General features: G+C 63.3%; 23 protein-coding genes. 4 read left to right on the top strand and 19 right to left on the bottom strand.

The features are described 5' to 3' along the window. Positions 1 to 5 precede the first annotated feature (5 nt). Complete coding sequence (locus VH564_RS11570; protein WP_423339998.1) at positions 6 to 584, bottom strand: J domain-containing protein; 579 nt, start codon at positions 582 to 584, stop codon at positions 6 to 8. A 714-nt stretch (positions 585 to 1,298) separates the two neighbouring features. Between VH564_RS11570 and VH564_RS11565 the strand changes: the two genes are divergently transcribed. Beyond that, positions 1,299 to 1,511, top strand: a complete 213-nt coding sequence (locus VH564_RS11565) for a cold-shock protein (RefSeq protein ID WP_111223035.1) — start codon at positions 1,299 to 1,301, stop codon at positions 1,509 to 1,511. Between the two features lie 321 nt (positions 1,512 to 1,832). Here VH564_RS11565 and dusA read toward each other — a convergent pair whose 3' ends face one another. The 4 genes from dusA to VH564_RS11545 all read right to left on the bottom strand — a co-directional run bounded on the left by dusA (position 1,833) and on the right by VH564_RS11545 (position 4,235). Continuing rightward, on the bottom strand, positions 1,833 to 2,846 hold the full coding sequence (gene dusA / locus VH564_RS11560; RefSeq protein ID WP_423339965.1) for a tRNA dihydrouridine(20/20a) synthase DusA: 1,014 nt from the start codon (positions 2,844 to 2,846) through the stop codon (positions 1,833 to 1,835). A 158-nt stretch (positions 2,847 to 3,004) separates the two neighbouring features. Continuing rightward, the gene (locus VH564_RS11555) at positions 3,005 to 3,205 is read right to left on the bottom strand and encodes a hypothetical protein (protein WP_423339964.1); all 201 of its coding nucleotides are present in this window, start codon (positions 3,203 to 3,205) and stop codon (positions 3,005 to 3,007) included. A 281-nt stretch (positions 3,206 to 3,486) separates the two neighbouring features. Then, positions 3,487 to 3,708: a hypothetical protein gene (locus VH564_RS11550; protein WP_423339963.1), complete on the bottom strand. Its 222-nt coding sequence runs from the start codon at positions 3,706 to 3,708 to the stop codon at positions 3,487 to 3,489. Positions 3,709 to 3,755: 47 nt separating this feature from the next. Then, the gene (locus VH564_RS11545; protein ID WP_423339962.1) at positions 3,756 to 4,235 is read right to left on the bottom strand and encodes a DUF2938 domain-containing protein; all 480 of its coding nucleotides are present in this window, start codon (positions 4,233 to 4,235) and stop codon (positions 3,756 to 3,758) included. A 231-nt stretch (positions 4,236 to 4,466) separates the two neighbouring features. On the opposite strand from VH564_RS11545, the gene VH564_RS11540 reads away from it, so the two are divergent. Continuing rightward, the gene (locus VH564_RS11540; protein WP_423339961.1) at positions 4,467 to 5,669 is read left to right on the top strand and encodes an amidohydrolase family protein; all 1,203 of its coding nucleotides are present in this window, start codon (positions 4,467 to 4,469) and stop codon (positions 5,667 to 5,669) included. A gap of 53 nt (positions 5,670 to 5,722) precedes the next feature. Here VH564_RS11540 and VH564_RS11535 read toward each other — a convergent pair whose 3' ends face one another. Further along, positions 5,723 to 6,574: an alpha/beta hydrolase family protein gene (locus VH564_RS11535; protein WP_423339960.1), complete on the bottom strand. Its 852-nt coding sequence runs from the start codon at positions 6,572 to 6,574 to the stop codon at positions 5,723 to 5,725. 451 nt (positions 6,575 to 7,025) lie between these two features. On the opposite strand from VH564_RS11535, the gene VH564_RS11530 reads away from it, so the two are divergent. Further along, complete coding sequence (locus tag VH564_RS11530) at positions 7,026 to 7,718, top strand: fumarylacetoacetate hydrolase family protein (protein ID WP_423339959.1); 693 nt, start codon at positions 7,026 to 7,028, stop codon at positions 7,716 to 7,718. Between the two features lie 11 nt (positions 7,719 to 7,729). Then, positions 7,730 to 8,260, top strand: a complete 531-nt coding sequence (locus VH564_RS11525; RefSeq protein WP_423339958.1) for a gamma carbonic anhydrase family protein — start codon at positions 7,730 to 7,732, stop codon at positions 8,258 to 8,260. Between the two features lie 183 nt (positions 8,261 to 8,443). Here VH564_RS11525 and VH564_RS11520 read toward each other — a convergent pair whose 3' ends face one another. The 13 genes from VH564_RS11520 to cobA all read right to left on the bottom strand — a co-directional run bounded on the left by VH564_RS11520 (position 8,444) and on the right by cobA (position 20,202). Next, the gene (locus VH564_RS11520) at positions 8,444 to 8,578 is read right to left on the bottom strand and encodes a hypothetical protein (protein WP_423339957.1); all 135 of its coding nucleotides are present in this window, start codon (positions 8,576 to 8,578) and stop codon (positions 8,444 to 8,446) included. Between the two features lie 86 nt (positions 8,579 to 8,664). After that, positions 8,665 to 9,525, bottom strand: a complete 861-nt coding sequence (locus tag VH564_RS11515) for an alpha/beta hydrolase (protein ID WP_423339956.1) — start codon at positions 9,523 to 9,525, stop codon at positions 8,665 to 8,667. A 287-nt stretch (positions 9,526 to 9,812) separates the two neighbouring features. Further along, complete coding sequence (locus VH564_RS11510; RefSeq protein ID WP_423339955.1) at positions 9,813 to 10,748, bottom strand: lipid A biosynthesis lauroyl acyltransferase; 936 nt, start codon at positions 10,746 to 10,748, stop codon at positions 9,813 to 9,815. 3 nt (positions 10,749 to 10,751) lie between these two features. Next, positions 10,752 to 11,780, bottom strand: a complete 1,029-nt coding sequence (locus tag VH564_RS11505; protein WP_423339954.1) for a zinc-binding dehydrogenase — start codon at positions 11,778 to 11,780, stop codon at positions 10,752 to 10,754. A gap of 191 nt (positions 11,781 to 11,971) precedes the next feature. Further along, positions 11,972 to 13,258, bottom strand: coding sequence for a beta-ketoacyl-ACP synthase (locus VH564_RS11500; protein WP_423339953.1), 1,287 nt, complete (start codon positions 13,256 to 13,258; stop codon positions 11,972 to 11,974). A 13-nt stretch (positions 13,259 to 13,271) separates the two neighbouring features. Further along, entirely contained in the window at positions 13,272 to 14,474 is a 1,203-nt protein-coding gene (locus VH564_RS11495) for a beta-ketoacyl-ACP synthase (RefSeq protein WP_423339952.1), read from the bottom strand. 41 nt (positions 14,475 to 14,515) lie between these two features. Further along, positions 14,516 to 14,989, bottom strand: a complete 474-nt coding sequence (locus VH564_RS11490) for a 3-hydroxyacyl-ACP dehydratase FabZ family protein (protein WP_423339951.1) — start codon at positions 14,987 to 14,989, stop codon at positions 14,516 to 14,518. Between the two features lie 120 nt (positions 14,990 to 15,109). Beyond that, positions 15,110 to 15,388, bottom strand: a complete 279-nt coding sequence (locus tag VH564_RS11485) for an acyl carrier protein (protein ID WP_007814022.1) — start codon at positions 15,386 to 15,388, stop codon at positions 15,110 to 15,112. 124 nt (positions 15,389 to 15,512) lie between these two features. Beyond that, a complete protein-coding gene (locus tag VH564_RS11480; RefSeq protein WP_423339950.1) occupies positions 15,513 to 15,941 on the bottom strand; it encodes a L,D-transpeptidase in 429 nt (142 codons plus the stop codon). 142 nt (positions 15,942 to 16,083) lie between these two features. Next, the gene (gene cbiB / locus VH564_RS11475) at positions 16,084 to 17,064 is read right to left on the bottom strand and encodes an adenosylcobinamide-phosphate synthase CbiB (RefSeq protein ID WP_423339997.1); all 981 of its coding nucleotides are present in this window, start codon (positions 17,062 to 17,064) and stop codon (positions 16,084 to 16,086) included. Continuing rightward, on the bottom strand, positions 17,064 to 18,062 hold the full coding sequence (cobD, locus tag VH564_RS11470) for a threonine-phosphate decarboxylase CobD (protein WP_423339949.1): 999 nt from the start codon (positions 18,060 to 18,062) through the stop codon (positions 17,064 to 17,066). The genes cbiB and cobD overlap by 1 nt, the downstream gene beginning before the upstream one ends. Then, positions 18,059 to 19,366: a cobyrinate a,c-diamide synthase gene (locus tag VH564_RS11465; protein WP_423339948.1), complete on the bottom strand. Its 1,308-nt coding sequence runs from the start codon at positions 19,364 to 19,366 to the stop codon at positions 18,059 to 18,061. The genes cobD and VH564_RS11465 overlap by 4 nt, the downstream gene beginning before the upstream one ends. Beyond that, positions 19,363 to 20,202, bottom strand: a complete 840-nt coding sequence (gene cobA, locus VH564_RS11460) for a uroporphyrinogen-III C-methyltransferase (protein WP_423339947.1) — start codon at positions 20,200 to 20,202, stop codon at positions 19,363 to 19,365. Before cobA ends, VH564_RS11465 begins: the two co-directional genes overlap by 4 nt. Between the last annotated feature and the right edge of the window lie 97 nt (positions 20,203 to 20,299).

Raw genomic sequence — 20,299 nt, 5'->3', positions numbered from 1 at the left:
ACCCGCTACTCCGCCGCCCTCAACTCCACCACATCCATCTCATACCCATACTCCTCGAGCATCGTATACGCGTGCTCGATGGTCTCCACCTGCGCCTCCGCCTTGCGGATGGCATCGGCGATGGCGGTCGTGCGGGCGCGCAGCATCGAGCCGAGGACGTCGGCCTCGGGCCTGCGGCCGAGGCGGTCCATGTGCTTGCGGACGCGGGCGCGGTGGCGTTCCAGCTCGAGGATGTGAAAGCGGTTCTTGACCGCCTCGTCCGACAGCTTGCGCCGCATCGCGGCGACCGGATCGAAGGAGCCGGGCTCGCGCTCGTCGAGGATGAAATCGTTGACCAGCGCCTCGATCATCGCCGCCCCCTGCAGGTCGCGCGGGTCGGCCAGCTGCGGGTCGTAGCCGGTGTCGTCATAGACCTTGCGGCGGATCGGGTCCTGCAGCAGCTCATAGACCGTCTGCAGCCGGCTGAAATGCTCGGCGTCGCCGCCGCTGTCGGGATGGGCCGTCTTGGCGGCCTTGCGATAGGCGCTCTTGATCTGATCGGCGCCGGCATCGCGCGACAGGCCGAGCATCGCATAGGGATCCATCACATTGCCACCTCTTCCGCCTGCCTGCACGCAACCACTCCGACTAAACCCTTGAACGTCCAGCGTTCACCCCGCCGGCGCGGCCGCCATAATCGGTCCTTGTCGGGACCAAATTGTGGAGACCGGGCCGATATCCACGATTTTCCGCAGGCCTTTGCAGCGCCACGTCAGGCGCTTTCGGCAAGCCCATCCGGCGCGTCCACCATCCTGACAGATTACGCCGCCCTGCGCGAGGGCCTTGGCCGGCAATCGTCCTTCGCCACCAGAATGATGCCCCACCAGGCCCCGTCCGCAGCTTCTGGACGGCCCATCCGGATGGCGCAGCCCTCGCCTCCGGCGCGGGCTTTGGACACCCGGTTTCCGTCCCGAAATGACACGGAAAAATCCATTGGATAACGCTCTCTGCAACCGCTCAAATTGGCACAACCGCGTCACCGGACCGGCACAAAGCCAGGCAAACCCTTGATTTATAGGGGCTATGTAGCCCAGGTTGAAACATGTCAAAATTTTGTCGCTTGCTTTTTTAAAAAATTGCTGGCACGAATTGGTTCTCGGGCATTTACTTGCCGGTGACTGGACAGATGTGGCAAAGCCTGCGTAGACGTTCTTTCCCCGTACGTGACTACTCGACCCGTCTTCCGCGTCGCGCGAAGGCACAACCGTCCGGCCTCGACCACCGGGCAAAATGGACTATGAGGGAAAAGGACTATTTCCATGGCGACCAAGGGCACCGTTAAATTCTTCAACCAGGACAAGGGTTTTGGTTTCATCACGCCAGAAGGCGGCGCGAAGGATGTGTTCGTTCACATCTCGGCTCTGCAGGCTTCCGGCATTCAGTCGCTGCGCGAAGGCCAGCAGGTGACGTTCGACACCGAGCCGGATCGCATGGGCAAGGGCCCGAAGGCCGTCAACATCTCGGCCTTCTGAGACCGCTCCGGTCACAGCGAAAATTCGAAGAACGGCGTGCTGCAGGGCGCGCCGTTTTTTTTGTGGCTGGCGAGTTGGTGAGGCGGGGGATCTGCGTTAGGCGGCGTTTTTTTTGTTTGGGGCTCCCCCCCTCTGTCAGCTGCGCTGACATCTCCCCCACAAGGGGGGAGATTGTTATTTTCCCTTTCGGACTTAGAGCTCTCGGCTGCCCCTCGTCTTCCGACCTCAAACTCTCGGCTGATCTCCCCCCTCGTGGGGGAGATGTCCCGGAGGGACAGAGGGGGGCGATCTTGCACCGCAGCTCACGGCAAACGAAACCGGTCAGGCGGAAAGCGCCTCGGTCTCACCGCACGAAAAATCGACCGCCGCAAAAGCGGCGGCGATGACTTCGGGGCCGGCACCCGGCTTGGCCGCATCACTCGACAGGATCTGCCGGAAGCGGCGGGCGCCGGTCATACCGGAAAACAGCCCAACCATGTGCCGCGTCACCTGCTGCAGCCGGCCGCCGCCGGCAATGTGGGTTTCCGCATAGGCCATCATCGTGTCGCGCAGCGCCGACCAGTCGGGGCTGGCCTGGGGCCTACCGTAGATGCGCTGGTCGACATCGGCCAGAATAGCCGTGTCGCCATAGGCGGCGCGGCCGAGCATGACGCCATCGACATGTCGTAGATGCTGCTCGGCTTCTTCAAGCGTCTTGATACCGCCGTTGATGCCGATGAAGACGTCCGAAAAACGCTGCTTCATGCGATAAACGATCTCGTAGTCGAGCGGCGGGATATCGCGGTTTTCCTTGGGCGAAAGCCCCTTCAGCCAGGCCTTTCGCGCGTGGATCCAGATCGCGTCGGCGCCGGCCTCGAGCACCTTTTCCATCAGCTCCGGCAGCGCTACCTCGGGGTCCTGTTCGTCGACGCCGATCCGGCATTTCACCGTCACCGGCAGGGCGGTCGCCGCCTTCATCGCCGCAACGCCTGCGGCCACCACATCGGGCGTCAGCATCAGGCAGGCGCCGAACGTGCCTGACTGCACCCGGTCCGAGGGACAGCCGACATTCAGGTTGATCTCATCATAGCGATAGTCTTCGGCGATCCGCACCGCCTCCGCCAGCTTGGCAGGATCAGAGCCCCCCACCTGCAGCGCCACGGGATGCTCCTGAAGATGGTGTCCGAGCAGTCGGTCGCGCGGCCCGTGAATGATCGCATCCGCCACCACCATCTCGGTATAAAGCAGAGCCTCGCGGCTGAGCTGCCGATGCAGAAACCGACAATGCCGATCCGTCCAGTCGATCATGGGCGCAACGGCGAATATTTTTCCGCCCTTCTCATAGGGGGATGTCAAAGACGCTGACGCCTCGGCGGAGGCTTTGATGTGTTTGGCATGGTGCTTGGGGTCTTTATCTCAGGGGCGCGGGAAAGGCGCAGATAAACCGCTCTATACAGCGGACCCGAGCAAAAAGCGAGGCCCGGCCGGGAAAGACCCCGGCCGGCTATAGGATATCAGGCGAAAGCGACCGGCATGATCAGTTGGGCGCGTTTGGCGCCGTAGTCGCGTTCGTGCGAGGAAAGGTTGGCCGACTTTTCCTGGGCGATAACGAGATCGGCGATGGCCGGATGCAGTGCTTCCACATTGGCGAAATCAAGATTGTCGATTTCGTCGGTAGCGGCGCGCTTGCGAGCGTTGAAAAAGTTGAAGATCATCGTCGGGCCCTCCTGGTAGCTGGCGAATAAACGGCGATGCCGCCGTATTCGTTCCCATGATAACAGGCGAGTCGTTAAAAATTAACCATGCTGCACTGCACACTGGAACGAATGCCAAGCATAGGCGACGACAAAGACAGAGGCGCGACAGCAGCAAGGCGAAAATCGGGCCATGTCGTGAGCTTCATCCATGCAAGCATTTCCGCCGTCTGCCCCGTTCTAGATATCCCTGCCAAACGGGGATGGGGCCTGCCGAGCGCGACGCCTTTCCTGCCGCAATCTCAGTCGTCGAATTCGAATTTGTGCTTCGACTGCTGCCACTCGCCATTCGCGTCCTTTTCCACGCGCTTGTTGCCGCGATAGAAGATCGGCTTGTTGATGCGCTTGTCGATGGCGTAGCGGCTCGGCGTCCATTTCGCCTTCGGATCGGTGCCGACGACGGAGGCCAGCGCCTCCTTGAACTTGCCGGCCTTGTAGAGCGTCATGAATTCGTCGTCGGTCATATCGAAATCTCCTCATGCGTCGGCGACGTCGGAACGCCACCCCAATATCAGCGGATCAGCAACGCCGTGCCGTAAAGTCCGACGGCAAAGACGGTGTGCGCCACCAGGTTGAGAAAGCGCACCTTGTTCGGGTTCGGCGTCTTCGAGGCCGCCCAGCCGATCCCGAGGCCCGGCTGCAGCAGAAACCAACCGGCGCCCACCGTGATGATACCCCAGATCCAGGCCGGCAGGAATGTCGGCGCCGCCAGCCATCCCGCGCCGGTAAACAGCACGAGAAGAAAGGCATAGACGATGCCGACAGCATAATGGCCGATCCAGCCGAGCGCCAGCTCATGGGCATAGGGGGCGCTTTCCCCGATGTCGCGGTGAAAAACCGTCCCGTTCTTCAGGTGATAGAACCAGCGACCGACCGGCGCCCAGTTCGGCATGCCGCCGCCCGAAAGCTTTGCGTAGAGGATGGCCCAGAGATCCATGAGGATCGTCGCGCCGATGCCAATCGCCAGGCAGCGCCAGAAAATGTCGAACATGTGAGATCCAAGGTTGGGACGGTCGATGCAGGCGCGCACCAAACCATAGGCGGGCGGACCAAGGCAATGGCTGGCAGCCAGCCCCGACCAAAAGAATCACGGGAACACACGGATTCCGACCGACCTGCGATCACCCTGGGCTTTCGCAGACCGCCGATTGCGCTACAAAAGTCGGAGCCGTCGACACAGACGTCGGCTATTGGCAAGCAGAACCCGACGCAGGAGAGAGAATTGACCGCCATCGACACGCTGTTCACCCACGCCCTTCTCGATGACGGCATGTCGAGCGATATCGCCGTGAGCAACGGCCGTATCGTCGCAATCGCCGCCAGCGGCAGCCTCGGTGCATCAGCAACCGAAACGGTCGATCTCGGCGGCGCCCTGGTCGTGCCCGGCTTTGTCGAAGGGCATATCCATCTCGACACCAGCTTTTACGGCGGCCCATGGATTTCCCACAAGCCCTGCACCGACGGTTTCGACGTGCACGAACGGGTAGCCTTCCAGCACCAGAACCTGGCGATCGCCGAGCCGATGGGCGTCCGGGCGCGAAAGCAGCTGGAGCTGGCGATCGGCAACGGCGCCACCGCCATGCGCAGTCACGTCATGGTCGACGGTTCGGTCGGGCTGAAGCATCTGGTCGAGATCCTCAAGGTGCGCGAGGCCTATGCCGGTCTGATCGACATCCAGCTGGTTGCCTTCCCGCAGAGCGGCATCCTCAAGAGCCCGGGCACGCCGGATCTGATGGACGAAGCGATCGCCATGGGCGCCGATGTCGTCGGCGGCCTCGACCCGGCCAGCTTCGACCGCGATCTCAACGGCCATCTCGACGTGATCTTCGACATCGCCGAGCGGCGCGGCGTCGATATCGACATCCATCTCCACGATGGCGGGACGCTCGGCCAGTTCACCATCGAAGAAATCTGCGCCCGCACCCGTTCACGGTCGATGGAAGGCCATGTCGCGATCAGCCACGCCTATGGCCTTGGCGATCTGCCCCTGGAGGCCGCCAGACGGGCTGGCTCGCTGCTCGCAGAGTGCGGCGTGTCGATCATGACCAATGCCCCCGGAAACCACGCCTTCCCGCCCGTGGCGCTGCTCAGGGCTGCCGGCGTCACCGTCTTCAGCGGCAGCGACAACATCCGCGACAGCTGGTGGCCCTATGGCGATGGCGACATGCTGAGCCGGGCCATGCTGATCGGCTACCGCTCCGGCTTCTACACCGACGAGGAGCTGCGCGCCGCCTTCGACGTCGTCACGACAGCAGGCGCAAAGGCGCTGCGGCTTTCCGACTACGGCCTGGCGGTCGGTGCGAAGGCCGATTTCGTCACCCTGCAAGCTGCGCATGTGCCAGAAGCGGTGGTCTCGATGCCGAAGCAACGCAAGGTCTTTAAGGCAGGCAGGCTGGTGGCGGAGGATGGACGGGTCTTACGCTGACGGGAGGTCACCGCTCGGCGATCCAGATGGCTCCACGGATATCCGCGATCACGTCACTGTCCCGTAGGCCGCGGGACGGAAACAAGCTCCCGCTCGAAAGCTGCCACCACGAGATCGATCAACTGGGCGTGCAGCTCGTTGCGCGGACGTCCGCCGCCATCCGTGCAGATGGGATCGCCGACCTTTGCCGCTTCGGCCTTTTCGGCGGCCCCGGGCTTGCAGACCGCAAACATGCTGAAGTGGCTGGCATCCTCGATAACTGAATACCGAGAGGCCACAATCGTCTTCGCCACGTCTCTGGCCCGCGCCGTCAACGGGATGGTGTCGGGACGACCGAGATTGACGATGTCGACCGGAATGGAGATGCGTGAGAAACTGGCTGGCTGAAAGACATCGACCGGTGCCGGATCGATCGCCATGGCGAAGCGGATGCGCCTGTCTTCATTGTCGCGATCCGCAGATCCCATGTCCATGGCATGAAGATCGACACCGCTTTCGCGAAGCCATCCACAAAGCGAGGGGTTCAGTGCGTCGGTATCGCAATAGGCGGAGAGGCGGACAGGATCTATCCGAGCTCCGGCCAGCGCCAAGGCCGTGCCGCCCCCTGCGGAGAGGCCGAGGACGCCGACTTTGCCCTCATCCAGATGCCGCCCGAAGAATTCGTCCTTTTCCACCCCCGTCAGGCTGTCGCTGATGTCACCGGGGCGGAGCCAGAGCTTCAGTGTCTCCTTGGCCGAGCGGTTTATGCCGCCATTGCCTGGATGGTCGGGCGCTGCAACGATGAATCCGCGCTTGGCAAGCGGTGCGGCGATCCAGCTCAAGGCCTGCGCATTGCCGGCCATGCCCGCGCCATGGGAAAGCAGCACGAGCGGGAACGTCCCGTCTGCGATGGGAGCGCCGAGCATGGCTGCGGTGCCGACAAAAAACGGACTTTCCCCAAGCACCGTCGCAGCGCCCCGGCGAAGCCGGATACCAGACGGTGACGTCCAGATCGACACCGCGCTGCGGTGACACGGCCTCGATGTGGGCTACACCGACATTCTCCGCTTCCAAGGCTTGGCCTTGCGCCGCGCAGCCCTCGGCCCTGGCCGCCAGCATGGCGGCCGCGGCCATGCAAAGCATCTTCATGGTTATTCTAGATAGTGGCATTCCGACCCTCATCATCTCGTTCTCGCAGCCTCGGGATATGTTTCGGCTGCCCTCCCGGAAGATGCGACCTAGATCGCGTGGTAGAACGTACCGGAACATGATCGAGGTCCCAGAGCGGCCCGCTCACGCGAACGGGATGATCGAAAGCTGGATTTGTGGATGGAATCGGCAGACAACAGGCTTCCGTTTCTGCCGAGAGTTCCAGCCATGACCGACCCTTCCACAGTCATCCCCCTGCCCGCGCCGACCCTGTTGCCCGTCGACGGCACCACCGCGACCTTCCCGGTCCGCCGTGTCTATTGCGTCGGTCGGAACTATGCCGACCATGCCATCGAGATGGGCCACGATCCGAGCCGGGAGCCACCCTTCTTCTTCCAGAAGAACGCCGACAACCTGTTGCCCGGCGCCGACTTTCCCTATCCGCCGCTGTCCTCCGACGTGCACCATGAGGTCGAGCTGGTGATTGCGCTGAAATCCGGCGGTGCCGACATCTCGGCCGATGCAGCGCTCGACTGCATCTATGGCTATGGTGTCGGCATCGACTTCACCCGCCGCGACCTGCAGGCCGTCGCCAAGAAGGCCGGCAGGCCATGGGAAGTCGCCAAGGCCTTCGAGCACTCGGCGCCTGTCTCGCCCCTGGTGCCGACGGACCGCATCGGCCACCCGCAGGCCGCTAGCATCTGGCTTGAGCGCAACGGCGAGCGCGTGCAGTCGGGCGATCTCTCGCAGATGATCTGGAAGATCCCGGAAATCATCGCCGAGCTGTCGGCGCTGTTCACGCTTGCGCCGGGCGATGTCATCATGACCGGGACACCGGCCGGCGTCGGTCCGGTGGAACGCGGCGACAGCCTTCGCTGCGGCGTCGACGGCGTCGCGGTTCTCGAACTCAAAGTCGTCTGACGGAGACTGCCATGCCGATCTACGCGCTCGGAGATCTGACGCCAAGACTGCCCGAACCCGGCCGCTTCTGGCTGGCGCCGGATGCAACGATCATCGGTGACGTCGAACTCGGCGAAGATGTCGGGATCTGGTTTAATGCCGTGCTGCGCGGCGACAACGCACCCGTTGTCGTCGGTCGTGGCTCGAATATCCAGGAAGGCGCCATGCTTCATACCGATGCCGGCTTTCCGGCGACGATAGGCGAAGGCTGCACCATCGGCCACCATGCCATCGTCCATGGCTGCACGATCGGAGACAATACCTTGATCGGCATGGGCGCTACGGTGCTGAACGGCGCCCGTATCGGCCGCAACTGCCTCGTCGGCGCCAACGCCCTTGTCACGGAAGGTAGGGAATTCGCCGATGGCTCCCTGATCGTCGGCTCCCCCGCAAAGGCTATCCGCCAGCTGGACGAAGCGGCCATCGAGGGGCTGCGTCGCTCGGCGAAGAATTACATTTCCAACTGGCAGAGGTTCTCGCGCGATCTCAGGCGCTTGGATTAGGTAAATCGCACGTCATCGGGATATGCGCTGTGATAGCGCCAATAGAACTTCGGCTGGGTTGGTAGCGCTCTCCCACTCGTGAGCTAACGCAGAGAGGCTCGACCTCGGCGTTATCCGCCGGTCACCCCTCGCGCTGGCCTGAAGCGCAAAGCTCGCTTCTATAGGAATCGACCAAGGGCTGGGTCAGCCCTTGGTCGAATCAACGGCTTTCTTCAGGCCGGCCTGCGCATCTTTTTCCAGATCCTTGCGTGCCTCGGCGGCCTTTTTCGGATCGGTGCGGGTCTCATCGCTGGTCGGATCGGGCTTCTTGTCGGTCATGTCTCGCTCCTGGTTATGAAGGTCAACCATCGCAGACTGCATAAGTTCCCTTCATGCCTCCGCTCACGAAATGTACAACGGTTCGCTCAGACCGTGGGAAGCATGCCGTTCAGCCGCAGCCAGGTCTCGACCAGTTGCGACCAGCTGCGCACGGACGGCCTGGTCTTGCCCATGCCCCATCCATGGCCGCCGGATTGGTAGAGGTGCAATTCGGTGTCGACGTCGGCAGCGCGCAAGGCACGGAACAGCATGAGGCTGTGGTCGACCGGGACGATCGGATCGTCGATGGCATGGGCAATGAAGGTCGGCGGCATGTCGTCGGTGACGTGCTGCTCGACCGAAAACGCCTCCCGCAGATCCTCGCTGGGCTTCTTGCCGCAGATCTTCAGGCGGCTCATCGTCTGGTCGTAGGGTGCCATCATCGTGACGACAGGATAAAGCAGGGCGGCAAAGGCAACGCCGTGCGGCGAATTGTCGATCTCGTCCGTGTGGACGTAGAATTCATCTGCTGCCCCGGTGGCAAGCATACCGGCGACATGGCCACCGGCGGAAAAGCCCATCACGCCGAGCCGGGCCTTATCAATGCCGAGCCGTCCGGCTTCCGCATGCAGGATCTTCAGCGCGCGGATGCCGTCGAGGAAAGGCGCATGGATGCTCCAACCTTCCTGCGGCACACGATAGACGAGCTCGACCGAGGTAATGCCGCGCGAAGCAAAGTAAACGGCGGCCGGCGTGCTTTCATTGACGATATCGACGCGGGCATAACCACCACCCGAGCACATCAGCATGGCGGCGCCGGTCGGCTTTTCCGGCTTGTGGATGATGATGCGCGGCAGGGAAATCTGCGTCAAAGCCCCACGCGGCGTCAGGTTCTCGCCCGAACCAGGCCCGGCACCGCCGGGAGGCGCGCCGGTCCACAGGTTGATGACCTCAACCGTTGAATCCATCGGCGGCGCCGACGTTGCTGCCGTCGCCGCTGCCGCTGCAGATGTCTGTACAGCCGCTGCAGCCACAGCCGCGCCGACTAGGAAATTTCGTCTCTTCAAAGTCATCATCCCTGCCCCGACAGAAGCATATGACTGAACTATGTCACGGTTTTATTGCGAACAACTACCATAATGCACTGCAATATGGATGGTTGCTTTTTCGGGTGCTTTTTCTGTAGCAAGGCAACCGGGACCAAGGGTCGCGAGCCAATGGGCCCTGCCGCAGATGGGCAACTAACCTGCTGAAATCACTTGAAGACGTGCTTCTTGATGTTCCAGCGATCGTGGTACCAGAGCCACTGCTCGGGATATTCCCGCACCCAGCTCTCGACCTTGTCGTTCATCATCTGCGCGGTACCGGGCAGGTCCAGCGCCCCCGTCTCTGTACGCGGCAGCTCCAGCTTCGGCTCGATCTCCAGCCGGTAGCGATTGTTCGGCAAGCGGATGCAGCGGGCCGGATAGACCTCGCATTCGAACTGCCGGACCAGTTTTGGCAACAACGGGTTCGTCTTGACGTCACGACCGAAGAATTTTGTCCTCAATCCCTTGCGAAACTTCTGGTCGACGAGCACGCCGACGCTGCCGCCTTCGTCCAGCTGGCGGGCCAGCGCGAAGGACGAGCCGGCATGCGACGGCACCAGATGGCCCATCCGCTTGGCGCGGAAATCATAGACCTTCTTGGCGACATAGGGATTGTTCGGCGGCCGGAACAGCACGGTCACATCGAGCCCGAAGGCGGCACTGGCGACCGCAAGCAGCTCGAAGTTGCCGGTATGGGCCGTAAACACGATGAACGGTCGCGGGTTTTCGCGCAGCTCGAGGAAGATCGGAATGCCTGACACCTCGATGCGGCCCGGCTCGGTCTTTTCAGGGTCGAAATCGAACAGCCGGTCGAGGAACACATACTCCGCCGCAAGCCGCCCCATGCTGCCCCAGCTCGCCAGGGCGATCGCCTCCACCTCCTCCTCGCTCTTGTCCGGAAAGGCGTTGTGGAGATTGGTGAGCATCAGCGTGTGACGACGCGTGCGCGGACCGATCCGGCGCATCAGCCAGTCCGCGAAGCGAATGCCGCCATCGGCCGGAAACAGCTTCAGGAAGTTCAGGAATCCGAAGGCGAGCTGCGCGATCGACCATTGGCGAAAGCGCCTGATGGCAAGAACGATCCGGGTGATGAAAAGCTTCACCGGTCAGTCCATCTTCAGGATGATCTTGCCGAAGATCTGCCGCGACTCCATGCGCTCCAGCGCCTTGTCGATGTCGTCGAAGCGCACTTCGGTGTCGATCACGGGATGCACATAGCCGCGCGCCATCTTCTGCATGGCGTCAGCCATGTTCTCCATCCGGCAGCCGAACGAGCCGAGCAGCTTCAATTGCTGCTGGAACAGCATCATCAGGTTGATTTCGGTGGAGACGCCCGAGGTCGAGCCGCAGGTGACGAGCCGGCCACCGCGCTTCAGGCAGAACATAGACTGCCCAAAGGTGTCCTTGCCGACATGTTCGAAGACGACGTCGACGCCCTTCTTCTTGGTGAGCTTGCGGACAACGCCCTCGAAACGGTCGACGCGATAGTTGATGACGTGATCGGCGCCCAACGCCTTCGCCCGTTCGATCTTGTCGTCGGAACCGACGGTCGTGATGACGGTGCAGCCGATGTTCTTTGCTAGCTGGATCGCCGCCGAGCCGATGCCGGAACCGCCGGCGTGAATGAGAATGGTCTCGCCCGACTGGAGCTTGGCATTGTCGAACAGCATGTGCTCGACCGTGCCGAAGGTCACGGGCGCAAGGGCTGCTGCAACAGCATCGACGCCCGGAGGCGCCGGCACCAGCAGGCGGGCCGGCAGGTTGACCTTCTCCTGGGCAAAACCGTCGAGGTGGAAGCCGTGGACGCCGCTGACATTTTCACAGAGATTGTCGCGGCCGGCGCGGCAGTGATGGCAGAGGCCGCAGGTGCGCGCGCCATAGATCGACACCAGCTGGCCCGGCAGTACGCTGGACACGCCGGGGCCGATGGCTTCGACCACGCCGGAGGCTTCGGCGCCGATGACCAGCGGCATCTTGCGCTTGGCGAATGCCATGCCGCGCCAGCCCCAGACATCGATATGGTTGAGCGCCACGGCCTTGACGCGGAGCGTCACTTCGCCGGGGCCGGGAGCGTCCGGCTCCGGCAGGTCGGTGATCTCAAGCTTGCGGTCGTCGACGAGTTGCAAAGCACGCATGGAAAAGCCCTCCGCCCGAAGGCGTTATCAAGTAGATCGTGTGGCGACAGGCTCTAGAGCATTTCAGCCTGAACTGGAAGCCATTCCGTTGGCGGAAGACGGTCGTTGCCGCCAGGGGCAACAGGCAACGAAACCGGTCGCCGTCATCCGACCTTACGGGCCGGATGACGTTTCGGATTAAACGAAGGCCCTCAGGCCGGATCGAGCGCCATGACAAGGCTGGCATTCTGCCCGCCGAAGCCAAACGAGTTCGACAGCACGGCGTGGACCTGCGTCTCGCGCTTGACGTTGGGCACCACGTCGAGGTCGATGCTGGTGTCCGGAATAGCATAGTTGATGGTCGGCGGCAGGGTGCCCGTCAGCATCGTCTGCAGTGAGAACACCGCCTCGACGGCACCGGCCGCCGTCAGGGTATGGCCGATCATCGACTTGTTGGACGACACCGGGATCTTCGCCAGCCGCTCGCCGAACACGGCCAGCATGGCGCCATATTCCATCTTGTCGTTTTCCGGCGTCGAGGTGCCGTGCGCATTGATATAGCCGATATCGGTCTCGGCCATGCCGGCATCGGCCAGCGCCGCGCGGATGGTGGCAATCGCCGGCGCGCCATCAGGCGAGGAGCGCGTGCGGTGGAAACTGTCTGCCTTGTCGCCGGCACCCTTCATGATGCCCAGGATCTTGGCGCCGCGGGCAACGGCCGATTCCAGCGATTCCAGCACCAGCGTCGCAGCACCCTCGGCGATGACGAAGCCGTCGCGGTCCTTGCTGAACGGCTTGGAGGCCTTGGTCGGCGGATCGTTCTGCGTCGACAGCGCCGACAGCAGCGAAAAGCGGATCAACGCCTCGGCGCTGAGCGAGCCGTCGGTGGCAACCGACAGCGCACGGTCGGTGCGGCCCTGGCGGATCGCCTCGATGCCGAGCTGGATGGCTGTCGCACCCGAGGCACAGGCCGTCGACAGCGTCACCGGCAGGCCGCGCGTGCCGAACCGGTCGGACAGCCGCTCCGAGATGGCCCCGAACGAGGCAGCCTCGTGGAAGGCCGGATCGGGACGCTCGCGCATCGCCGTCAGGAACCGCTCATAGGCATCGCCCGGATGATCGGCGGGCGGCGAACGGTCGCCGAGCGCAAATCGGGCGCTCCATTCCGGCTCGATCGGCGGTGCGGCGAGGAACAGCGGCCCGTTGAAGTCGCCCGACAGGCCTGCCTGGGCCAGCGCCTCGATGGTCGTCTCGCGGGCAAAGGCATAGGAACGCTCGACGGCGTTGGAAACCGGAACTTCGATGAAATCGACGGTGCCGGCGATGCGGGTCGAGATGTTGTCGGTCGGAAAGCGCGTGATGGCGTGGATACCGGAAACGCCCGATGTCAGCGCATCCCAGTTGTCCTTCAGTCCCTGGCCGAGCGAAGTGATGATCCCCATGCCGGTGACGGCGACGATCGGGCGTCCGAGGTGGTCCCTATAGGCAGCAGCAGTCATGCTAAATCACTCCTCAGGCTTCGGCGGACAGGACGGCAACGCCCTCGCCGCGCGTGTGGCCGACGGTCGTCACAATGGCCGTACGGGCGGCAGCGCCCATCGGCTTTTCATGGGTGGTATCGAAGGCGGGAACCTTGGCCTTGTTGGCCAGCGCCAGCGCGGCAAAGGCGAGCCCGAGCGGAAACTGCGTTTCCAGGCCATGGCCGGTGACGCCGCCATAGCCACGGATCGCGGCCTCAGGCAGGGCCTTGTCCAGCACCGCCTTTTCGCGGGCCGTGATCTCGTGCATGCCGGAGCTGCCGGAGAAGACGATCGTCTCGCTGCCGGAGGCCTTGGCGGGCTCGAGCAACCGCTCGAGCCGGGCTTCGAACTTGCCGTCGTCGCGGCTGCCCCGGTCGCCTTCGATGGCATCGATGGTCGCATAGATCGCGGCGCCGCGGCTTTCGGCGTGGGCTCGCGATTCCAGCACCAGAAAGGCGCCGAGCGAGCCGACGATCATGCCGCCGCCGGTGTGGTCGCCACGGGACCACAGGGGCTGCCAGTCGCCGACGCTATGGCCGCCGATCGATTCGAACAGCAGGATCATGTCGAGCCGCTCGGCCGAAAAGGCGCCACCGACCAGAGCATGGGTCGATTCGCCGGACTTGATGCGATGGAAGGAAGTCTCGACAGCAGAAATGCCGGCCGCTTCCTCACCCATGAAGGTGCGCGACGATCCGGTAACCTTGTGGACGATGGAGATATTGCCGGCGAGCAGGTTTGACAGCTGGGCCAGAAACAGCGTCGGCCGCAGTTCCGTGGTCAGCTTCTCGTTGAGCATCAACTCCCGGTCGTTGCGCTTCAGGCCCTCGTCGACGATCAGCGTGTCGACAGCGATGTCGCGCTCGCCGCCGCCGGCCGCCACGATCATGTCCATCGTGCCGCAGGCCTCGAAATTGTCCTTGAAGCCGGCGTCGTCCAGCGCCAGGCCGGCGGTGAACACGCCGATGCGCTGCCAGTTTTCCATCTGCCGCTGATCGCCGCGCTTGGGGATCTGCTGCGACCAGTCGATCTCAGGCAGCGGGTGCACCGGATAGGGTTTGAACTTTTCCATCTCGACGACAACAGCCGGCGACGCGCCTGCTGTCAGCAGCGCGACATGGGCATCCTTGCCGACGCCCTGGCAGGTTACGATACCGACGCCTGTGATGACGACGTCATTGGGAGCCTTGCTCATACATCAATCCTTTCGGCTGCGCCGCCTTTGGCCAGCACCGTTCAGGCGCTTGCGGCAATGGCGTCGAGAAGCCCGACTTCGGTGGCGCGCTTGCGGACGATATCTGCCAGCGGCACTTCATTAAACGGCAGCGTTCGCAGCTTCAACTGCGCATCGCAGACCTTCTTTCCGGCGACCATGATCTTTGCCTTGGTCACCGCATATCCGGATCCGTCATGCTCCAGGATCGCCTCGATGTCGAGCACGGCATCCGGCTCGACGAAGGCACGCATCTTGGCGCCGTCGACGGTCATCAGGAATGGCATGGCGGCAAAATTCGTCGCCGCCAGCACCAACATGCCCGAGGCTTGCGCCATGGTCTCGATGAGGAGAACGCCGGGAACCAGCGGCATGCCGGGAAAATGGCCTTCGAAAACCGGGCTTTTGGCCGGCACGACGGAACGCGCCTTCAAGAAACCCTTGGACAGGTCGACGGATTCGATCCGGTCGATCATCTGGAAATATTCCAGCAGCATGATACTCTCCGATCCGACCCGCCGGGGAGAAGCAAGGCGGGTGGGAGATAGTGCCAGGAACAAAACCGCCCGGCCGTCCCATGAGAAGCGGCAGGGCGTTCACAAAAATGTCGCGGTGGCTCAGGCCTTAGCGGCGCGCAGCTCGTCGATCTTGGCGCAGAGATTTTTCAGAACGAAATATTCCTCGGTCGAAACCTTGCCTTCGTTGACTTCCTGCGTCCACTTTTCCAGCGGAATCTTGATGCCGAATTCCTTGTCGATCGCAAACACGATGTCGAGGAAGTCGAGGCTGTCGATGCCGAGATCGTCGATCGTGTGGCTTTCCGGCGTAATTGTCGCCCGGTCGATTTCGCTCGTTTCCGCGATGATGTCGGCAACCTTGTCGAATGTAGCAGTCACGCCAGTACCTCTTCAAATGATCTTTCGACCTTCGTCATAGGGAAATCCGTCCCAAAAGCCAATGGCCTCTGCAACAGCCTGCCCAAAATTTGGAAAGGCGACGGCTGCCGGAATGGCAGGACGTCTAGTGGCTGATAACTATACGTGTGTTCTCAAGCCCTACGTCGCTTGCCATGGCGAAGAACAACGCGGCGTTCTCCGTCTCAAGGCGAACGCAGCCATGCGACGCCGGCTGGCCGAGACGGCGGACATGGGTGGTGCCGTGCACCGCATAGCCACCGTTGAAAAAGACGGCATAGGGCATCGGCGCATTATCGTATTTCTTCGAATGGTGGTCGCGCGACAACCACTTGGCGGTATAATTGCCGGTCGGCGTCACATAGCCTGGTCGGGCCGTCGAGACTTTCCATTGGTAGCGGGTGACGCCATCCTTGCTGACAGTCATCGTCTGCGCGGCAATATCGATGCGAGCCAGAAGCACGGAGGCCTCGACGGATGCAGCATAAAAAGACGCGCATAGCAGTGCTGCGGCGGAAAAAATTAGCTTCTTCATCGTCTTCCCCTCAATCGTTGCTTCGAAACGAGCAAATTCGACTGGAGGACGATAGCATGAAGTTGACTATAGTGGATTAATGCAGGCCTTCCGCCGTGAACAATTTCCGGGCGATCATTTTAGACAAGACTTCATTAAGAAATCAAAGAAACAGCAGAAAACCCGCAAGTGTTGCAATCGCCAGGACAGTGCAGGCTGCATTGAAGATCGTCACGCCGACCTCGACATCGCTGACGGTCGCCGTCCCACGCCCCGCGCCATTAATCATCGGCTCACGCACCATCTCCCCGGCATAGATGCGGGGACCCGCCAGCTGGATGTCCAGCGCACCAGCCATGGCTGCTTCCGGCCTCCCGGAATTCGGCGAGCGATGCAGGCCGCCATCGCGCGCGGCGATGCGGAGCGCGTTGTTGAGCGCGGCTGCACCGCGGCGGGCCATTGCACCAAGGGCGATCAGCAGGATTGACAACCGCGCAGCCGGCCAGTTGGCGACATCGTCGAGCAGTGCCGACGCCCGCCCGAAGTCGATGTAAGTCTCGGTTTTATGTCCGATCATCGAATCGGCGGTATTGAGCATCTTGTAAAGCAGCAGCCCCGGAAGCCCGAAGACGGCATACCACAGCGCCGGAGCGACTACGCCGTCTGAGAAGTTTTCGGCCAGGCTCTCGATCGCCGCCCGGCAGACGGCAGGCTCGTCGAGCGCCTCGGGATCGCGGCCGACGATCCGCGACACGGCACGCCGTCCGCCCTCCAGCCCCTCCCGCCGCAGCGCCGTCGACACCGCAATGACATGATCGGCAAGGCTCTTCTGCGCCAGGAAGATCGCCACCAGCAAGGCCTCAGCAATCAGCCCCAGCCAGCCGAAGAGACTGAGGACGTCATGCAGCAGTACCCCGACGACTGCGCTCAGCGCCAGAAGCGCCAGGATCGACATCAGCCCGTTGCGGCGACGGTCGGCGGCCGAAAGCCGCTTCAGATTGAACCGCGTATCGACGAAGCTGATCGCCTTGCCGAACAGCACCACAGGATGCGGCAGCCTCGTCCACAGCCAGTCGGGATCGCCGACGATGCGGTCGAGCAGCAGGGCGAGCACGAGAATGAGCAGGTGTTCGTCTATCATCATCATGCCAACCCCGAAAGCGCCGCCGCCAACCGCCGATCCTGCGTCTCGTCGGCCGTCAGCCCGAAGCGCAGCCAGTCCGTTGCATAGTCGAATTTGCGGACCAAAATGTGGTGTCGGCAAAGCTCGTCGTAAATGGCGGAAGCGCGCGGATCGGCAACGAGGGCAAACAGGTCCGTGCCGCCTACGACCGAAAGACCAGCCTGCGCCAGCACCTGACGCAGGGCCTCGCTGCGCGCTTTTATGCCTGAACCGATAGCCGCATTATCCCCCGCCAGCACCGTTGCTGCCAGCCACAGCGCCGGCCCGGAAACCGCCCAGGGTCCGAGCCAGTCCTCGAAACGGTCCTGCAGCGATGGATCGGCGATGACGAAGCCGAGCCGCAGCCCGGCCAGGCCGAAAAATTTGCCGAAGGAACGGAAAATCAGCAGATTGGCGGATGTCGATGCCAGCGGTGCGAGGCTATTTTCCAGCCTGCCGTCGCCGAAGGCCTCGTCGACAACCAGCCAGGCATCCCGACCAAGAAGTTGCCGCTGCAAGGACGCAAGCCGATCCACCGTCAACAGGCGACCGTCGGGATTGTTGGGATTGACGACGACGACCAGGCCGTGGGCGTCGGTGACCGCCTCGAGATCGGTGATCGCATCGACGGTAAAGCCGGCCAGCTCGAAGACGCGCCGATACTCGCCATAGGTCGGCGACAACACGGCCACTCGTTTTCCCGCCGCAACGAGACGCGGCAGCAGCTGGATGACCGATTGCGTACCGGGCACCGGCAATGGCCGGCAGTCCCCGCTGTCGTAGTAGGCCTGCGCCGCCAAGCGCGCCCTGACCACCAGGTGCTGATCGGGAAGCCGATGCCAGACCGTCTCCGGCACAGGCGGGATCGCCACCGGGTTGGGGTTGATCCCCGTGGACAAATCGAGCCAGTCTTCAGGCGCGCCGCCATGAAGGCGTGCGGCAGCCGTGATGCCGCCGCCATGCGCGATCCTGTCCCTCATGCAGCCTCCCCGTCGAGATCGATCAGGTGCATGTAGGAACCGGCAACATTGCCGCGCTGCAGGCCGGCCGTGCCGAGATCGAGGTCCAGCGCATCCCTGACGGCAAACAGCGGATCGGCCTCGCCTTCGCTGATGAGCGTTGAATAATGGAACTCGTGCGCTTTCATCGGGGCCTCGAAATAGCTACCGGCCAGTGGCGTCACGCGCCGGTAGCCGAGATGCCGCTTGCGCGTCTCGTAGCTGGTGACCACAGGCAACAGGCCGAGCATCGCGTGGCGCGTGCCGGAGGCATCGAGCAGCCCCTCGCCCAGCGTCATGTAGCCGCCGCACTCGCCGAAAATTCGGACACCGCGGCCGGCGGCATCGCGCATGGCCGCCTGGAACACACCAGCCGATGCAATCGCGCCGGCATGCAGTTCCGGATAGCCACCCGGCAGATAGATGGCATCGGCACCGGCGTCCGGCGCTTCATCGGCAAGCGGCGAGAAGAACGAAATCTCGGCGCCGCGCCGACGCCAGCCGAGCAGCATGTGTTCGTAGCAAAAGGCAAAGGCGATGTCGCGCGCCACGGCAATCCTCTGGCCGAGCGGCGCCAGACGGGCGATATTGGCGGGAGATGGCCGCGCATTGCCGCCGGCCCCTGCCCGCAACAGCAGGTCGAAATCGCACTCGGCGGAGACAGCCGCCGCCGCCCGCTCGACGAAGGCATCGAGTCCCGCGTGCTCGCCGGCCTGGACCAGCCCCAGATGCCGCTCCGGCACCGCCAGCGCCTTGTCGGTGCGCACCACCGCCACCACAGGCATGCGGATCGCCTCCAGCGCCTGGCGCAGCATGAGCTCGTGGCGGGCACTGCCGACCCGGTTGAGAACGACGCCGACGATGCGGATGTCGGCGCGGAAATTGGCAAAGCCGCTGACCAGCGCCGCCACCGACTGGGACGTCCGCGCCGCGTCGACGACGAAAACCACCGGCAGCGACAGCATCGCCGAAAGATCGGCGGCCGTCCCGCAGCCATCGGCAGCGCCGTCGAACAGGCCCATCATCGCCTCGACCACCAGCATCCTGCCGCCGGCCTGATGCAGGCCGGCATTGGCGGCGATCAGCTCAGGGCGCATGCCCCAGGGATCGAAGTTGATGCAGGGCGTGCCGCTTGCCGCCGCATGGAAGGCGGGGTCGATGTAATCGGGGCCGGCCTTGCCGGGCGCAATGGCGACGCCACGGTTGCGCAGCGCCCGCAGCAGGCCGAGGGTCACGGTCGTCTTGCCGGACCCCGAGGATGGCGCGGAGATCATAAGGCCGCTCATGCCGACACCTGCCCGACGCCGCCAAGGTTTTCCGGTACCAACGTCCGGCCCGACAGCGCGCCCAGCCAGTCGAGCGACGGTCTCAGCCCCACCACCGCGCCGATGACGACGATGGCCGGCGGCAGCAGGCCGGAGGCGGCGACGTCAGCCTCGGCGGTTCCGAGCGTCGTCTCCAGCACCTGCTGCTGCGGCGTCGAGGCATTGCAGACAAAGGCCACCGGCTCACCCGGCGAACGGCCGGCGGCAATCAGGTTGGCGACGATCTGGGCGATATGCTTCATCGCCATATAGATGACGATGACAGGCGACCCCTTGCCGATGGCCTGCCAGTCGATCGCATCGGGCACCAGCCCGGACGAATCATGGCCGGTCAGGAAGGTCACGGCGTGGTTGACGTCGCGATGGGTGACCGGAATGCCGGCATAGGCAAGGCCGCCGATCCCGGCGGTGACGCCTGGCACGATGCGGAAGGGAATGTTGTGCGCGACCAGCATCAAAGCCTCCTCGCCGCCCCGGCCGAAGACGAAGGGATCGCCGCCCTTCAGCCGCAGCACCCGCTTGCCCGACTGCGCCAGCTCCACCAGTCGCAATGAGATATCGCGCTGCTTGGCAGACGGCTTGCCGCCACGCTTGCCGGCATATTCGAGCACCGTGCCCTTGGCCGCGAGTTTCAGGCAGTCGTCATTGACCAGCGCATCATGGACGATGATATCGGCCTCGGTCATCGCCTTTGCGGCCAGCAGCGTCAGCAGGCCGGGATCGCCAGGCCCGGCGCCGACCAGCCAGACGCTGCCCGGCTCGATGGTCGGCAATGTGGAAAACAGGGTGTCAGTCATGACAGCTGTCCTAAGCGTGGCAGGCTGAAATTGCAACGCCGAGGCAGGCAGCAGAAGCCGGCGTGACGGCCTGTCGCAGCGCACGGGCCAAACAGTC

This window comes from Rhizobium sp. HT1-10, assembly GCF_049472505.1.
Lineage (GTDB): Bacteria > Pseudomonadota > Alphaproteobacteria > Rhizobiales > Rhizobiaceae > Rhizobium.
Note: the sequence above shows the minus strand (reverse complement) of the source record. Positions and strands in the feature narration are given on the sequence as shown.

What these genes read in the sequence shown, in the direction of transcription:
- VH564_RS11570 (WP_423339998.1), bottom strand. Translation starts at nt 584, where the DNA reads ATGGATCCCTATGCGATGCTCGGCCTGTCGCGCGATGCCGGCGCCGAT.
- VH564_RS11565 (WP_111223035.1), top strand. Translation starts at nt 1,299, where the DNA reads ATGGCGACCAAGGGCACCGTTAAATTCTTCAACCAGGACAAGGGTTTT.
- VH564_RS11555 (WP_423339964.1), bottom strand. Translation starts at nt 3,205, where the DNA reads ATGATCTTCAACTTTTTCAACGCTCGCAAGCGCGCCGCTACCGACGAA.
- VH564_RS11550 (WP_423339963.1), bottom strand. Translation starts at nt 3,708, where the DNA reads ATGACCGACGACGAATTCATGACGCTCTACAAGGCCGGCAAGTTCAAG.
- VH564_RS11545 (WP_423339962.1), bottom strand. Translation starts at nt 4,235, where the DNA reads ATGTTCGACATTTTCTGGCGCTGCCTGGCGATTGGCATCGGCGCGACG.
- VH564_RS11535 (WP_423339960.1), bottom strand. Translation starts at nt 6,574, where the DNA reads ATGCTCGGCGCTCCCATCGCAGACGGGACGTTCCCGCTCGTGCTGCTT.
- VH564_RS11530 (WP_423339959.1), top strand. Translation starts at nt 7,026, where the DNA reads ATGACCGACCCTTCCACAGTCATCCCCCTGCCCGCGCCGACCCTGTTG.
- VH564_RS11525 (WP_423339958.1), top strand. Translation starts at nt 7,730, where the DNA reads ATGCCGATCTACGCGCTCGGAGATCTGACGCCAAGACTGCCCGAACCC.
- VH564_RS11520 (WP_423339957.1), bottom strand. Translation starts at nt 8,578, where the DNA reads ATGACCGACAAGAAGCCCGATCCGACCAGCGATGAGACCCGCACCGAT.
- VH564_RS11515 (WP_423339956.1), bottom strand. Translation starts at nt 9,525, where the DNA reads ATGGATTCAACGGTTGAGGTCATCAACCTGTGGACCGGCGCGCCTCCC.
- VH564_RS11505 (WP_423339954.1), bottom strand. Translation starts at nt 11,780, where the DNA reads ATGCGTGCTTTGCAACTCGTCGACGACCGCAAGCTTGAGATCACCGAC.
- VH564_RS11500 (WP_423339953.1), bottom strand. Translation starts at nt 13,258, where the DNA reads ATGACTGCTGCTGCCTATAGGGACCACCTCGGACGCCCGATCGTCGCC.
- VH564_RS11495 (WP_423339952.1), bottom strand. Translation starts at nt 14,474, where the DNA reads ATGAGCAAGGCTCCCAATGACGTCGTCATCACAGGCGTCGGTATCGTA.
- VH564_RS11490 (WP_423339951.1), bottom strand. Translation starts at nt 14,989, where the DNA reads ATGCTGCTGGAATATTTCCAGATGATCGACCGGATCGAATCCGTCGAC.
- VH564_RS11480 (WP_423339950.1), bottom strand. Translation starts at nt 15,941, where the DNA reads ATGAAGAAGCTAATTTTTTCCGCCGCAGCACTGCTATGCGCGTCTTTT.
- cbiB (WP_423339997.1), bottom strand. Translation starts at nt 17,064, where the DNA reads ATGATGATAGACGAACACCTGCTCATTCTCGTGCTCGCCCTGCTGCTC.
- cobD (WP_423339949.1), bottom strand. Translation starts at nt 18,062, where the DNA reads ATGAGGGACAGGATCGCGCATGGCGGCGGCATCACGGCTGCCGCACGC.
- VH564_RS11465 (WP_423339948.1), bottom strand. Translation starts at nt 19,366, where the DNA reads ATGAGCGGCCTTATGATCTCCGCGCCATCCTCGGGGTCCGGCAAGACG.
- cobA (WP_423339947.1), bottom strand. Translation starts at nt 20,202, where the DNA reads ATGACTGACACCCTGTTTTCCACATTGCCGACCATCGAGCCGGGCAGC.